Origin of the sequence: Pseudomonas sp. D3-27, from assembly GCF_051132165.1 — a bacterium.
Lineage (GTDB): Bacteria > Pseudomonadota > Gammaproteobacteria > Pseudomonadales > Pseudomonadaceae > Aquipseudomonas.
In genome coordinates this window covers 3,048,254-3,061,275 of record NZ_CP071667.1, presented here as the reverse complement: position 1 = coordinate 3,061,275, position 13,022 = coordinate 3,048,254, and the positions used below count along the sequence as shown (strand labels likewise).

Below are 13,022 nucleotides of genomic sequence, written 5' to 3'. Positions count from 1 at the left end.
CGATCCTTTTCCAAGGCGTATCACCGCGACCGAAAAGGAGTTGTCATGACCGTTACCGCCCATCCTATCTACCGAAGCACGCCGGGACCGCTCCATGCGGTCCTGCTTGCCGGCACGGTTCCACTGTTTCTCGGGGGCCTGCTCAGCGACATCGCTTACTACAAGACCTACCAGATCCAATGGAGCAATTTCGCCTCCTGGTTGATTGCCGGTGGGTTGCTGTTTTGTGGGCTGGCGTTGGTGTTCGCGCTGGTCAATCTGATTCGCGCGGACCACAAGGCCGGTCGTCCGGTAGGCTATTTCCTGTTGTTGCTCGTCACCTGGGTGCTGGGGCTGATCAACGCCTTCGAGCACGCCAAGGACGCCTGGGCCGCGATGCCCCAGGGCCTGGCATTGTCCGTCGTCGTGACCTTGCTGGCCTGCGTGGCGGCATGGGTCGGGCTGACCAACCTGCGTTCGGGAGGTGAGCAATGAACTCTCGCATCCCATTGACGGCCTTGAGCATGGCCCTGCTGTTGAGCGGTTGCGGAGGCGAAGGGGACGCCACGCAAGCGCGCGGTCCGGACCCGAAGTTGCCGGAGCCCCAGCGTAGCCTCCTGCCCAGCATGAAAATCGCCGAGCCGGTGGCTTGGGGTGACCAGAAGCCTACGGTGCCGCAAGGCTACGACATCACCGCCATCGCCACCGACCTGAAAATACCGCGCCAGACCCTCGTCTTGCCCAACGGCGATATCCTGGTGGCCGAAGGCAGAGGCGGAAATGCACCGAAGTTGAAGCCCAAGGATGTGATCGCCAGCGTCATCAAGGCGAAGGGCAACACGCAGGTCAAGGGCGGTAACCGCCTGACCCTGTTGCGCGACGCCGATGGCGATGGCACTTACGAGCTCAAGACTGTCTTCGCCGAAAACCTCAACGCGCCCTATGGGCTGGCGTTTGCCGACGGCAAGCTGTACGTGGCGAACCAGGATGCGCTGGTCCGCTTCGACTACCAGGAGGGCCAGACCAAGGCCAGCGGGGCGCCCGTCAAGGTCACTGATCTACCGTCGGCGATCAACCATCACTGGACCAAGGCGTTGGCCATCAGCCCCGACGGGCGCTCGCTGTATGTCGGTATCGGTTCCAACAGCAACGTCACCGAGCGCGGCATGGAAGTCGAGATCGACCGAGCGATGGTCTGGCAGATCGACGCCGAGACGGGCGCCCACAAGCCTTATGCGACCGGCCTGCGCAACCCGACGGCGTTGAAGGTCGAACCTGGTTCCGGGCAGTTGTGGGCGGTGGTCAACGAGCGGGACGAGTTAGGGCCCGACCTGGTGCCGGATTACTTGACTTCGGTGCGCGAAGGCGCGTTCTACGGGTGGCCCTATAGCTATTGGGGGCAGAACGTCGATCCACGGGCGCAGCCGCAGGATCCGCAAAAAGTCGCCGCTGCGGTCAAGCCCGACTACAGCCTGGGGTCCCACGTCGCCGCCCTGGGTGTCGATTTTTCGATTCCGGCCATGGGCGAACAGTTCGCCGAAGGGGCGTTCGTGGGTGAGCACGGCAGTTGGAACCGTGACCAGCCTGTAGGCTACAAGGTGATCTTCGTGCCGTTCAGCAACGGGCGGCCCGCCGGTGAGCCGGTGGATTTCGCGACTGGCTTTCGCGGGTCCGATGGCAAGACCCGGGGGCGGCCAGTGGGCGTGACGGTCGATCCTCGGGGTGCCTTGATCATCGCCGACGACCTGGCGAACACGGTCTGGCGTGTAACCCGCAAGCCATGATCCCCAAGCCCGGGGCGGATCGTCGTCCCGGGCAATCTCCATGACTGACTAAGCGGAAACACTGTTCGACCGGTTTTTTGCGCCTTCAGAACGGGCCCAGTTTGAGTGGGTACTGGATGACGATGTACAGCCTGTCGATGTCATCGCCGGCCTGGGCGCTGTTGGCGCGATGGGTGACGTGGGACAGCTGCAACGACAAGTCCTTGGCCGGGCCTGACGGCACGAGATAGCGCAGGTCGATGTCGCGTTCCCAATGTCGGCCGCCGTCTCCCTGCTGCGGGACGTAGTTGCCGATGATGCCGTCGTACGGGTTGTAGGCGCCGCCCCGGGGAGCATGGCTGCCATCTATCCTGTGCCCTGTCACGTAGCGGGCCATGAAGCTAAGGCCGGGAACGCCCATGGCGCCCAGGTCAAGGTCGTAGCGTGCCTGCCAGGAGCGTTCGCCCGGGCCATTGAAGTCGGCATATTTGATCGAATTGGCCAAGTAGATGGAGTCGCCGCCGACGAAGTCGAAAGGCGTGTCGCCGCGCACTTTCTGATAGGCCAGGGTGAATGCCTGGGCCTCGCGTCGGTATTTGCCCGCGAGGCTGAATGCCGTGTTGTCGATGGCCCCGGCACTGGCTTGGCCGTGGTCGCGGGTGTAATACAGGTTGCCGTCCAGGAACAGGTCGCCAGCGGTTGCGTGCAGATTGCCGTAGTACTGGCGCCAGGTGTCGCTCAGTTCGGAGGCGTAGAGCGCGCCGCCCACTCGCTGGCCGCTGAAAAGATCGGCACCGATGAAATCGATGCTGGCGTGTCGGGTGGTTGCCCCGTAGCCGGAAAAATCTCCCTTGGCGGTGGACGCATCCTGATTCTTGAACGCGCTGAAATGACCGGCCTGGAGATCGACCCCGTCGATCTCCCGACTGGTGAGGAGTGCGCCGCTGGCGTATTCCGGTTGCAGGCGTTTGTCCGCAGTGTCGAATACCGGCGTCGCCACGGTCATTTCGCCCAGTGCCAGGGTGGTTCGCGACAGGTTGAATTTCAGCGCGCCGCCGGCGCTGGAATATTGATCCTCGCTACGGCCGTCGCTGTCCAGCGGCAGCAATCCCGTTCCGGCGTGGCCCTTGCCGCCGTCCAGTTTCAAGCCCAGGAACCCGTGGGCGTCGATGCCTACGCCGAGGATGCCGGGGGTGAAGCCAGACTCGAACGTGGCGATGAATCCTTGCGCCCATTCCTTCTTGTAGCTTTGGCCCGCCGGGGTAGGGGACCGGTAGTCACTGTTGAGGTAAAAGTTGCGGCCCAGTACCTCCAGCGACGCCCCTTCCAAGAGGCCGGGCGCCGCCAGTGCTGGGGCGTTTGCTGTCAGCAGGGCGAGGAACCAGAGCGGCTTCAGCGTAAACGTCGCTTGCCCGGGGGCGATCAGGTTTTTCATGACAGGCGACATGGATGATTTCCAGATAACAGAGGCTCGCGCGATCACCCAGGCTCCCCCGCGTGCAGTAACGTGCGCAGCATGCGGTATCGCCAGGCGAACGGGCTGATGCCTTCGCTATGGGTGAAGATGTGGCAGAAGTGCGCCTGGTCGCAAAAGCCGCATTCCTGGCTGATTTGCGTGAGGGTCAGGTCGGTGGTCTGCATCAGGCGCTTGGCGCGCATGATGCGCTGGCCCCTGATCCAGGCTTGAGGGGACTGACCGGTGCTGGCCTTGAACGCTCGGGAAAAGTGACTACGGGAAAGGGCGCACGCCTCGGCCAGCCGGGCTATTGCCAATGTTTCACCGAGGCCGTCGAAGATCATTTTCTTGACCAGGCTTTCACGCCAGGGCGAAAGGCCGCCGTGGTTGGATTTTTGCAACGGCGTAAGGGGCGTCCTGACGGCGCTGAGCGATGGATGAGCCATGACATGAATTCCGTGCCAGCGGGAAGCACGTCGATGTGCAGCGCTCTGGGGCGCGCGTCCCGCTTTAGAAGGTCTGCAGAGAGCCTCCATTTTTGGTGACGCCGCGCGCGGGTGCGAGTTAATCGTTGTTAATTACGTTCAGACAATCGAATGAACGCCTGATTTGACCCACCGGTCATACGATAACGGACCCGATAGCACTCCAGAAAGCCGCGCCCGTGCCGACTCAAGGGTATTGCCTATAGTTTCTGCTTCACAGGGACGCCCGCTGACGCGACGGAACACAGATCATGACCCAATCTTCTTCCCATCCCAACTTCAAGTCCCTTGGCTGCGCCGAGTGTCGCGACCACGAGGCGCTGGGGTTCGAATTCACCATGGCGTTCCAACCCATCTTCAATGTCCGCACGCGCCAGGCGTTTGCGTACGAGGCGTTGGTCCGAGGCCTGAAGGGTGAGTCGGCCGGCCATATCCTGGGGCTGGTGAACGACAGCAACCGCTACCGATTCGACCAGGCCTGTCGCGTGAAGGCCATCGAAGAAGCCGCTCGGCTGGGTATCCTGGAGATTCCCGGTTGCCTGCTCAGCATCAACTTCCTGCCCAACGCCGTCTACCGGGCCGAGACCTGCATTCGCGCAACCCTGGAGGCTGCGCGTCAGACCGGCTTTCCGCCGGACAGGCTGATGTTCGAAGTGACGGAAGGCGAGCGTGTCGACGACCCCGATCACTTGAAATCGATTTTCATGGAATATGAGCGCCAGGGTTTCACCACGGCCATCGATGATTTCGGGTCTGGCTACTCAGGGCTCAACCTGTTGGCGCTGTTCCAACCCCAGGTGCTGAAAATCGACATGGCGCTGACCCGAGGCATCGATCACGATCCGGTCAAGCGTGCCATCGTCGAGGGGATCATCCTGGTCGCCAACCGGCTGGGGATTACCATCATTGCCGAGGGCGTCGAGACGCGCGAAGAGAGCGCTACGCTGCTGGCGATGGGCATCGAGTTGATGCAAGGATTTTTTTATGCGCGGCCCGAAATCGGCCGGCTGGCGGTCGGAAGCTTTGATTAACCGATAGCTTGAAGCAATGGTGACGCAGGCCTCACCGGGGTGGGCCTGCTTTTACCAGGGCGGTGCTGTTGTGGTTACACCGGCGGAGTCCGCGGCGGGATCATCCGTTTCGATCCCAGCGACTCGAACGCCGAAGCCAGCTGCAACAGCTTCGAATCGTCATAGGCTCGGCCGGCGAACGTCAGGCCGACAGGCATGCCGATGTCTGCCATGACGCCCATCGGCACGGTGACGGTGGGCACGCCCAGGTGGCGGATGGCGAGGTTGCCGTTGGCGACCCAGACCCCATTGCTCCAGGCGATGTCGGCCGAGGCTGGATTGACGTCCGCGTCCGCTGGGCCGACGTCGGCCACCGTGGGGAAGATCACCGCATCGAGGCCCAGGCGCGCCATCCAATCTTCCAAGTCGATCCGGCGCGTCTCTTCGAGACCTCGCAAGCCATCAGGCAAGGTAGGAATCTGGTCCCACGGCGTGATTCCGCGCTGGGCCATCTTCACGTACTCGTCCATGCCGGCGGCAAGGTCATCCTCGCGGTTGGGCAGGGTGCCAGGGTCGTGGGGGAAAATCAGCGGTCCGTCGACGTCGGCCAGGCGATTGAGTTTCGGATCACCGTTGGCCCGCAGGAAATCATCGAATGCCCAGGCCGATAGATCCCACAATTCGTGATGCAAGAACTCCTTGGACACCAGGCCGCGGGTGAACACGGTCGGCGCGCCAGGGCGATCACCCTCGCAGTTGGATACCAACGGGAAATCCACCTCGATCACCTCGGCGCCTTGGGCTTGCAGAGCCTTGCGCGCTTCTTCCCAAAGAGCGATCACCGACGGGCGCGTGATGATGCGCTGGCCGGTCGGGCCACCGATCCCTGGCTTTTCGGCCGTGCCCGCCTCGGGGTCGGCGTTGATGTACATGCGCGGGACCCCAAAGCGCACGCCGGCCAGCACCTGCGGTTTGGCGGCAAGGCTTTGGTAGGACGCGGGACGAACGGAATCAACGGAGGGAATCGGCACCCAGGGTTGCAGGCGCCACAGGTCTCCGCGGGTGTCGGGGTCATTGGCCACCACCACGTCCAGCACTTCGAGCAGGTCGGCCATGGTCCTGGCGAAGGGCACGACAACGTCCATGGTTGGGGTCAACGGCCAATTGCCGCGCACCGAGATCACTCCCCGCGAAGGCGTGTAGGCGCACAGCCCGTTGTTGGACGCGGGCCCGCGTCCGCTGGACCAGGTTTCTTCGGCGAGGCCAAAGGCGGCAAAGCTGGCGGCGGTGGCGGTGCCCGCACCGTTGGACGAGCCGGAGGCAAAGGGCGCGGTGAGGTAGTCACCGTTGTACGGGCTTTCGGCGCGGCCATAAACGCCGCGTTGCATGCCGCCGTTCGCCATCGGCGGCATGTTGGTCTTGCCCAGGCAAATGGCCCCGGCGGCGCGCAGCCGCTCGACGGTGAAGGCGTCGCGATAGGCAACCAGGTCTTTGAAGGCCGGGCTGCCAGAGGCAGCGGTCAGGCCCTTCACCAGGTAACTGTCCTTGGCCGTGTAAGGAATGCCGTCGAGCGGGCCCAGTGTCTGGCCCTTGGCCCGACGGGTATCCGACGCCTTCGCCTCTTCCAGCGCCTCGGGGTTGCGAACCACCACAGCGTTGAGGGCCGTGGGCGTTTCGGGGCCGTCGTAGGCGTCGATTCGGGCAAGGTAGGCCTGGACCAGTTCGACCGCCGTGGTCTGGCCGGATTCGAGCGCAGCCCGGAGTTGGGCGATGGAGACTTCGGTGATTTCAATCATGCGATGACCGCTGCGGCTGGCGAATGACGTGATGCGAGGCTTGGTTCGAACGAAGTTCGGGTGGCTTCACGTCTTTCAAAATGGGTTCTGATATCGGTTGCAGACTTTACTACGAGAGCGCCGGCCATTCACGAGGAATGTCCCGTGGCGTGGCAGCCGTTGTCACTGACCGTCCGAGGGGACGTGCGGTAATCGGGCGTTCTTGACAACAGATTCGTGGGCGCGAATACTTCCGCCTAAATTCATATAGATGACTAGATAACAAGGTAGATAACGTCTGATGAAACCACTGCCCAGCGATGCCCGCTTGCCGCTCTATCAACGTTTGCGCGACCAATTGGCCGAGCAGATTGCCAACAATCGCTGGCGTCCGGGGGAGGCGATTCCCACCGAGGCGGCGCTTTCAGCCGAATACCAACTGTCCACCGGGACGGTGCGCAAGGCGATCGATGCGTTGGTCAGCGAAGGCGTCCTGGAGCGTCAGCAGGGCCGAGGCACCTTCATTCGTCGCCCTCAGTTCCAGTCGTCGTTGTTTCGTTTCTTCCGTTTTCAGTCCGCGTCCGGGGAGCGCCGGGTTCCAGAGAGCCGCATCTTGTCGGTAGAGCCGGTGGCGGCGCCGTCAGCCGTGGCCCAGGCGTTGGGGCTGCCAGTGGAGGCGGCGGTGATTCGTATCGTGCGGGTGCGTCTGCTGGACGTCGAGCCCGTGCTCGCCGAAGAGATCTGGCTGCCTCGCAGCCGATTCCAGCCGTTGCTGGAAATCGACCTGAACCACAAAGGCCCGTTGCTTTATCCCATCTATGAAGAGACCTGCGGGCAGGTTGTCGCTTATGCGCAGGAAACCCTCACCGCCGAGTCAGTCAACGACGTGCATGCCCGCTTGTTGCAAGTGCCGGTCAATAGCCCGGTGGTGGTAATCGAGCGCCTGGCCCGTGATTACGCGGGCAACCCGCTGGAGTGGCGACGTTCGCGCGGGCATGCCGAGCATTTCCGCTACAGCGTAGAGATTCGTTGACCTCACCGGATTAGCGGATCGTCCGGCAGCAAATACCGCTGCCCTTGCCGTTTTTGTTTTTCCTGACTGGCCTTGCAGCGGCACGGTTCGCGCTCGGCTGCCTTTCGTTCCACCTACAAGGATAAAAATCATGTTCAGTTGGTATCGGCAAATCACCTCCCGGGAGCGTAAGACGTTCTGGGCCTGTTTCGGCGGATGGTCCCTCGACGCGCTGGAAGTTCAGATGTTCGGCCTTGCGATCCCGGCGCTGATCGCCGCGTTCGCCTTGTCCAAAGGCGATGCGGGGCTGATCAGCGGGGTCACGCTGGTGACCTCGGCCCTGGGTGGCTGGGTGGGCGGGACGCTGTCCGATCGCTACGGGCGGGTGCGCACGCTGCAGTGGATGATCCTGTGGTTTTCGTTCTTCACCTTCCTGTCGGCGTTCGTCACAGGCTTCCATCAATTGTTGATCGTCAAGGCCCTGCAAGGCTTCGGGATCGGTGGCGAATGGGCCGCCGGCGCGGTGCTGATGGCCGAGACGATCAATCCGAAATACCGCGGCAAGGTCATGGGCACGGTGCAGAGTGCCTGGGCGGTGGGCTGGGGGTTGGCGGTGGGCGTCTTTACGCTGATCTATTCCCTGGTGCCGCAGGACATGGCCTGGCGGGTGATGTTCATCGTCGGCTTGCTGCCGTCGTTCCTGATCATCTGGGTGCGTCGCAACGTCGAGGAGCCGGACAGCTTCCAACGGCTGCAAAAGGAACAGGCCATTCCCCAGAGTTTTTTCAAGTCCCTGGGCGGTATCTTTCGCCCTGAGTTGATTCGCGTGACATTGTTCGGTGGCTTGCTGGGGCTGGGGGCACACGGCGGTTACCACGCGGTGATGACGTGGCTGCCGACGTTCCTCAAGACCGAACGCAACCTGTCGGTGCTCAACTCCGGCGGCTACCTGGCGGTGATCATCTTCGCCTTCTGGTGTGGCTGTGTGGTCAGCGGGCTGCTGATCGATCGCATCGGCCGACGCAAGAACATCCTGCTGTTTGCGCTGTGCTGCGTCGTGACGGTGCAGTGCTACGTGTTCCTGCCGCTGACCAATACCCAGATGTTGTTCCTGGGTTTCCCCCTCGGCTTTTTCGCGGCCGGCATTCCGGCCAGTCTCGGGGCGTTTTTCAACGAGTTGTACCCGGCGGATGTGCGCGGCGCCGGTGTCGGCTTTTGCTACAACTTCGGCCGGGTCCTCTCGGCGCTGTTTCCGTTCCTGGTTGGTCATATGAGCGACTCCATGTCCCTGGGGTCGGCCATCGGTATCGACGCCGGCATTGCCTACGGCGTAGCGGTGCTTGCGGCGCTTTGCCTGCCGGAAACCCGAGGCCGCAGCCTTGAGGCCACGGCGCCGCCTGCACCGGACGGAGCGCCTGGCACCGAGAGCGCCCGGGCCTGATCACTGCTTATTTTTGAAAGATGAAGACCAATGGTTGATACCTGCACTACGCCGATCACCGGCATCGACAGCCATGCCCATGTGTTCAGCCGTGAACTGGAGCTGGCTGCGGTGCGGCGCTACACACCGGATTATGACGCCACGCTTGCGCAATACCTGGATCACCTGCGTTCCCACGGCCTGAGCCATGGGGTATTGGTCCAGCCGAGCTTTCTCGGCACCGATAACCGTTACCTGCTGGCCGCCCTCCGGCAGGCACCGGGGCAACTGCGCGGCGTTGTGGTGGTGGAACCCGAGATCAGCCGGACCGTGCTGAATGAAATGGCACGGCTGGGGGTGGTCGGCGTTCGCTTGAACCTGATGGGCAAGGCCGTGCCTGATTTTTGCGAGACAAGGTGGAAAGGCTTCCTTGCGCATCTTGCCGAGTTGGACTGGCATGTGGAACTGCATGCGCCGGTCGACCAACTGGCCGGGTTGATCAGCCAACTGATCCCTTTTGGCATCCGCCTGGTGGTCGACCATTTCGGTCGTCCGGATGCCCGTCTGGGCCTCGACCAACCGGGTTTCGCCGAGCTGCTTGAGTTGGGGGTCGGCGGGCAAGTCTGGATGAAGGTCTCGGGCATCTACCGATTGGCGGGGACGGATCGAGAAAATCTCGACTTCGCCCGCTCCGCGTTGGCGATGCTGGAGCAGAGCCTGGGCCCTCATCGGATGGTGTGGGGCAGCGATTGGCCACATACACAACATGAAGGCGTCGTGGGCTTCGACACCGTGGTTCGGCAGTTGCGGGCTTTGCAATGCCCGGCGCCGCTCTTGCGCGCGCTCATGGTGGAAACGCCCCGCAGATTATTCAAGTTTTAAGAGCCGCTTCGTCGGCGTGGACAACTTTCCTGAACTCGTAGGCTGAATAAACATCTAGAATCTATTGCAGTTGCATGAAAAAATCCGCGCCGGCATATGTATACGGAGTTATCCCGGGCCGGGATCACGACTCAGGTTGAACTTGGGAGTCGTTGTGTAGCAGGTAGTCAGCCAGGCGGATTGAGGATCAACCATGTCGAACATAGAAGCGTTTCCCTCGCAGACGCGCCCCCCGAGCGAGTACGAAAGCCTTGTGGCAACGGGCGCCAGCGCACTTGATGCGATTCCTGGCGCGGTGTACCTGTGCGATCACAACGGCTGGCTGGTGCGGCACAACAGCGAGGCGGCCGCCATGTGGGGGCGGACGCCGATTCTGGGGGAGGGCGGTGATCGTTTCTGCGGTTCCTACCGTTTGTTCCTGCCCGACGGCACTCCGCTTGCCTTCGAAGACTGCCCGATGGCCACAGCCCTCGTCACGGGTGAGGCAACGCGCAACCAGGAAGTGTTCATCGAGCGTCCGGACGGATCGCGATTCATTGCCCTGGTGAATATCAGGCCATTGAAAGACTCCCAAGGCATCATCCAAGGGGCGATCAACTGCTTCCAGGACATTTCGGCGCAGCATGCCTTGGCCGAAGAGTTGCGACGCAAGAATGAGGACCTTGAAGATTTCTTCGAGAACAGCGCCGTGGGCCTCCACATCGTCAGTGGTGAAGGCATCATCCTGCGCGCCAACAAGGCCGAACTGGCCTTGCTGGGTTATTCGCCGGAGGAATACATCGGCCGTAGCATCACCGATTTCCATGCCGACGAGCCGGTCATCAACGACATCCTGAACAAGCTCGGCAGCGGTCAATGCCTGCAGGATTACCCGGCGCGCCTGAAGGCCAAGGACGGCTCGATCAAGCATGTCACCATCACGTCCAACGGCCGGTTCGAAGAGGGAAAACTGTTCAATACGCGGTGCTTTACGGTGGACATGACCAGTGTCCACGTGGCCGAGACGGCGCGCCAGGAGAGCGACGACAGACTCCTGGCGACTTACCAAGCGGCGACGATCGGCATTGCCGAGTCCGGCGCGGATGGCCGGCTGCTGCGCGTCAACGACGCCCTCTGCAACATGCTGGGCCGCACGCGCGAAGAGCTATTGGAAATGACATTCCTGGACTACACGCACAGGGACAGTACCGACGAGGATGCAGCCCTCTATGCACGCCAGGTGGCGGGTGAACTGGACAATTACGTGCTGCGCAAGCGCGCCTTCAAGCCCGATGGCGAGACCGTCTACCTGGACATCCACAGCTCGTCCGTGCGCGACGCCAACGGCGCGTTTCGGTATGGGGTCCGGATACTGCAGGACGTCACGCTGGCGCGTCGCATGGAAAATCAGATCCGCGACAGCGAGCGGCATATGCGCAATCTGCTCGAGGCCCTGCCGGCGGCGGTCTACACCACCGATGCTCAAGGCCGTATCACCTTTTTCAACCGGGCAGCAGTGGAGTTGTCGGGACAAACACCACAGTTGGGCGACCTTTGGTGCGTGACCTGGAAATTGTTCACCACCGACGGGACCTTCCTGCCCCACGACCAGTGCCCGATGGCAGTCGCCCTGAAGGAAAACCGGCCGATACGCGGGGTCGAAGCCGTCGCGGAGCGGCCCGACGGCACACGGGTGCCGTTCGCCCCGTACCCTACGCCGCTGCACGATGCCGAGGGCAACCTGGTGGGCGCCATCAACATGCTGGTGGATATCTCCGAGCGAAAACAGGCGGAAGACCGGCAAAAAACCCTGATCGACGAGCTCAACCATCGGGTCAAGAACACCTTGGCCACGGTGCAATCCCTGGCGGCCCAGACGGCACGCAACGCAGAAAGCGCCAAGGACGGTTACAACCGGTTCGAAGCGCGGCTGCTCGCGTTGTCCCGCGCCCATGACCTGCTGACGAGGCGGCATTGGGGCCATACGGCCCTGGGGTCCCTGGCCCAGGAGGTGCTCATGCCCATTTTCGGCACTGATTCTGACCGTATCACGATCGAGGGTGATCCCATTGACGTCGATACCCGGGTCGCGCTCGGCCTCACGATGACGCTCAACGAATTGGCGATCAACGCCCTCAAATACGGTTCGATGTCCGTCGAGACGGGCCGCCTTTCAGTGAGCTGGAATGTCCAGCCGCAATCGAACGGCGTGTTGCTGACCGTGGACTGGCGCGAGCAAGACGGACCGCCAGTGTCGCAACCGGAACGCGAGGGTTTGGGTTCGCGATTGATGAAGCGCTGCATCGAACGCGACCTGGGTGGAATATTTGTGCTGACCTTCGCGCCTGAAGGCGTGCTCTGCCGGTTCTCCTTCATGGTTCCCGAGCACCACGCATGACGATATTTGCCGGGATCAAGGTGTTGCTCGTCGAGGATGAAGGCGCAGTCGCCATGCTGATCGAGGAAATGCTCGAAGAGCAGGGGTGCGAGGTGGTGGCCTCCATCCCGCGGCTTGCCATGGCCCGGGAAGCGGCGGGGACCGTTGAGGTCGATCTGGCGATCCTGGACGTCAACCTGGCCGGAGAACGGGTTTTTCCGGTGGCTGAAATCCTTCGTGATCGTAAAATTCCTTTTTTATTCAGCACCGGATACGGCGCCAGCGGCCTGCCCGCCGAGTTTGCCCAGTGCCCGGTGTTGCACAAGCCGTTTTCGGAAAACGAGTTGCAGCGAAAAATCGCGCTGACCCTGCAAGAACGCAACGCCATCCCAGGGCCGATATCGGCGGCTCTGAAACCCAAGGAGCAACCATGAGTCTGCACGGCCAATACGATTCCCAGAACATTTTCGCGATGATCCTTCGGGGTGAAGCACCTGCCTACAAGATCTACGAAGATGACGATGTGCTGGCCTTCCTCGACATCTTTCCCCAGTCCCGGGGCCATGTGCTAGTCATTCCAAAGGGGGCCCAGGCGCGCAATATCCTCGACGTCGACCCGGCAATCCTTGGCAAGATGATGGCAGCGGTACAACGCCTGACCCGCATCATCGTCGACGAGTTGCAACCCGACGGCGTGCAAATCGCTCAATTCAACGGCGCGCCGGCGGGGCAGACGGTCTTTCACATCCATGTGCACATCGTTCCGCGCTGGGAAGGACAGGCGCCTGGCGTACATGGGCAAGGGAAAGCCGATCCGCAGGAGCTTGAGGCGTTGCAGGCGCGGTTGGTGGAGCGGATTCGCTCGGGGGCCTGATGGGGCGTAG

12 protein-coding genes are annotated in these 13,022 nt (G+C 62.2%); 9 read left to right on the top strand and 3 right to left on the bottom strand.

The window, feature by feature from the left end; translation table 11 throughout:
* Positions 1-45: 45 nt before the first annotated feature.
* A complete protein-coding gene (locus J3P92_RS13930) occupies positions 46-474 on the top strand; it encodes a DUF2231 domain-containing protein (protein ID WP_420763786.1) in 429 nt (142 codons plus the stop codon).
* Complete coding sequence (locus J3P92_RS13925; RefSeq protein WP_434605946.1) at positions 471-1,763, top strand: PQQ-dependent sugar dehydrogenase; 1,293 nt, start codon at positions 471-473, stop codon at positions 1,761-1,763. Before J3P92_RS13930 ends, J3P92_RS13925 begins: the two co-directional genes overlap by 4 nt.
* Before the next feature lie 85 nt (positions 1,764-1,848).
* Here J3P92_RS13925 and J3P92_RS13920 read toward each other — a convergent pair whose 3' ends face one another.
* Together J3P92_RS13920 and J3P92_RS13915 are read right to left on the bottom strand one after the other, a co-directional pair.
* A complete protein-coding gene (locus J3P92_RS13920) occupies positions 1,849-3,189 on the bottom strand; it encodes an OprD family porin (protein ID WP_434647633.1) in 1,341 nt (446 codons plus the stop codon).
* 32 nt (positions 3,190-3,221) lie between these two features.
* A complete protein-coding gene (locus J3P92_RS13915; RefSeq protein ID WP_434647630.1) occupies positions 3,222-3,644 on the bottom strand; it encodes an AraC family transcriptional regulator in 423 nt (140 codons plus the stop codon).
* A 290-nt stretch (positions 3,645-3,934) separates the two neighbouring features.
* On the opposite strand from J3P92_RS13915, the gene J3P92_RS13910 reads away from it, so the two are divergent.
* The gene (locus J3P92_RS13910) at positions 3,935-4,714 is read left to right on the top strand and encodes an EAL domain-containing protein (RefSeq protein ID WP_434647628.1); all 780 of its coding nucleotides are present in this window, start codon (positions 3,935-3,937) and stop codon (positions 4,712-4,714) included.
* Between the two features lie 74 nt (positions 4,715-4,788).
* Here J3P92_RS13910 and J3P92_RS13905 read toward each other — a convergent pair whose 3' ends face one another.
* Positions 4,789-6,489 carry an amidase gene (locus J3P92_RS13905; protein WP_434647625.1) on the bottom strand — a complete coding sequence of 567 codons (1,701 nt, stop codon included), beginning with the start codon at positions 6,487-6,489 and terminating at the stop codon, positions 4,789-4,791.
* 280 nt (positions 6,490-6,769) lie between these two features.
* Between J3P92_RS13905 and J3P92_RS13900 the strand changes: the two genes are divergently transcribed.
* The 6 genes from J3P92_RS13900 to J3P92_RS13875 all read left to right on the top strand — a co-directional run bounded on the left by J3P92_RS13900 (position 6,770) and on the right by J3P92_RS13875 (position 13,012).
* The gene (locus tag J3P92_RS13900) at positions 6,770-7,501 is read left to right on the top strand and encodes a GntR family transcriptional regulator (protein WP_434647622.1); all 732 of its coding nucleotides are present in this window, start codon (positions 6,770-6,772) and stop codon (positions 7,499-7,501) included.
* Between the two features lie 130 nt (positions 7,502-7,631).
* Positions 7,632-8,921 (top strand): MFS transporter, encoded by a 1,290-nt coding sequence (locus tag J3P92_RS13895; RefSeq protein ID WP_434605936.1) that lies wholly within the window; start codon positions 7,632-7,634, stop codon positions 8,919-8,921.
* 30 nt (positions 8,922-8,951) lie between these two features.
* Complete coding sequence (locus J3P92_RS13890; protein WP_434647619.1) at positions 8,952-9,782, top strand: amidohydrolase family protein; 831 nt, start codon at positions 8,952-8,954, stop codon at positions 9,780-9,782.
* A 193-nt stretch (positions 9,783-9,975) separates the two neighbouring features.
* Positions 9,976-12,159: a PAS domain-containing sensor histidine kinase gene (locus tag J3P92_RS13885; RefSeq protein ID WP_434647618.1), complete on the top strand. Its 2,184-nt coding sequence runs from the start codon at positions 9,976-9,978 to the stop codon at positions 12,157-12,159.
* The gene (locus J3P92_RS13880; protein ID WP_434647615.1) at positions 12,156-12,572 is read left to right on the top strand and encodes a response regulator; all 417 of its coding nucleotides are present in this window, start codon (positions 12,156-12,158) and stop codon (positions 12,570-12,572) included. The genes J3P92_RS13885 and J3P92_RS13880 overlap by 4 nt, the downstream gene beginning before the upstream one ends.
* Positions 12,569-13,012, top strand: a complete 444-nt coding sequence (locus J3P92_RS13875; protein WP_420763795.1) for an HIT family protein — start codon at positions 12,569-12,571, stop codon at positions 13,010-13,012. Before J3P92_RS13880 ends, J3P92_RS13875 begins: the two co-directional genes overlap by 4 nt.
* The last annotated feature ends 10 nt before the right edge of the window (positions 13,013-13,022 follow it).

Coding starts and splice junctions, on each gene's coding strand:
- J3P92_RS13930 (WP_420763786.1), top strand. CDS start 46: ATGACCGTTACCGCCCATCCTATCTACCGAAGCACGCCGGGACCGCTC.
- J3P92_RS13925 (WP_434605946.1), top strand. CDS start 471: ATGAACTCTCGCATCCCATTGACGGCCTTGAGCATGGCCCTGCTGTTG.
- J3P92_RS13920 (WP_434647633.1), bottom strand. CDS start 3,189: ATGTCGCCTGTCATGAAAAACCTGATCGCCCCCGGGCAAGCGACGTTT.
- J3P92_RS13915 (WP_434647630.1), bottom strand. CDS start 3,644: ATGGCTCATCCATCGCTCAGCGCCGTCAGGACGCCCCTTACGCCGTTG.
- J3P92_RS13910 (WP_434647628.1), top strand. CDS start 3,935: ATGACCCAATCTTCTTCCCATCCCAACTTCAAGTCCCTTGGCTGCGCC.
- J3P92_RS13905 (WP_434647625.1), bottom strand. CDS start 6,489: ATGATTGAAATCACCGAAGTCTCCATCGCCCAACTCCGGGCTGCGCTC.
- J3P92_RS13900 (WP_434647622.1), top strand. CDS start 6,770: ATGAAACCACTGCCCAGCGATGCCCGCTTGCCGCTCTATCAACGTTTG.
- J3P92_RS13895 (WP_434605936.1), top strand. CDS start 7,632: ATGTTCAGTTGGTATCGGCAAATCACCTCCCGGGAGCGTAAGACGTTC.
- J3P92_RS13890 (WP_434647619.1), top strand. CDS start 8,952: ATGGTTGATACCTGCACTACGCCGATCACCGGCATCGACAGCCATGCC.
- J3P92_RS13885 (WP_434647618.1), top strand. CDS start 9,976: ATGTCGAACATAGAAGCGTTTCCCTCGCAGACGCGCCCCCCGAGCGAG.
- J3P92_RS13880 (WP_434647615.1), top strand. CDS start 12,156: ATGACGATATTTGCCGGGATCAAGGTGTTGCTCGTCGAGGATGAAGGC.
- J3P92_RS13875 (WP_420763795.1), top strand. CDS start 12,569: ATGAGTCTGCACGGCCAATACGATTCCCAGAACATTTTCGCGATGATC.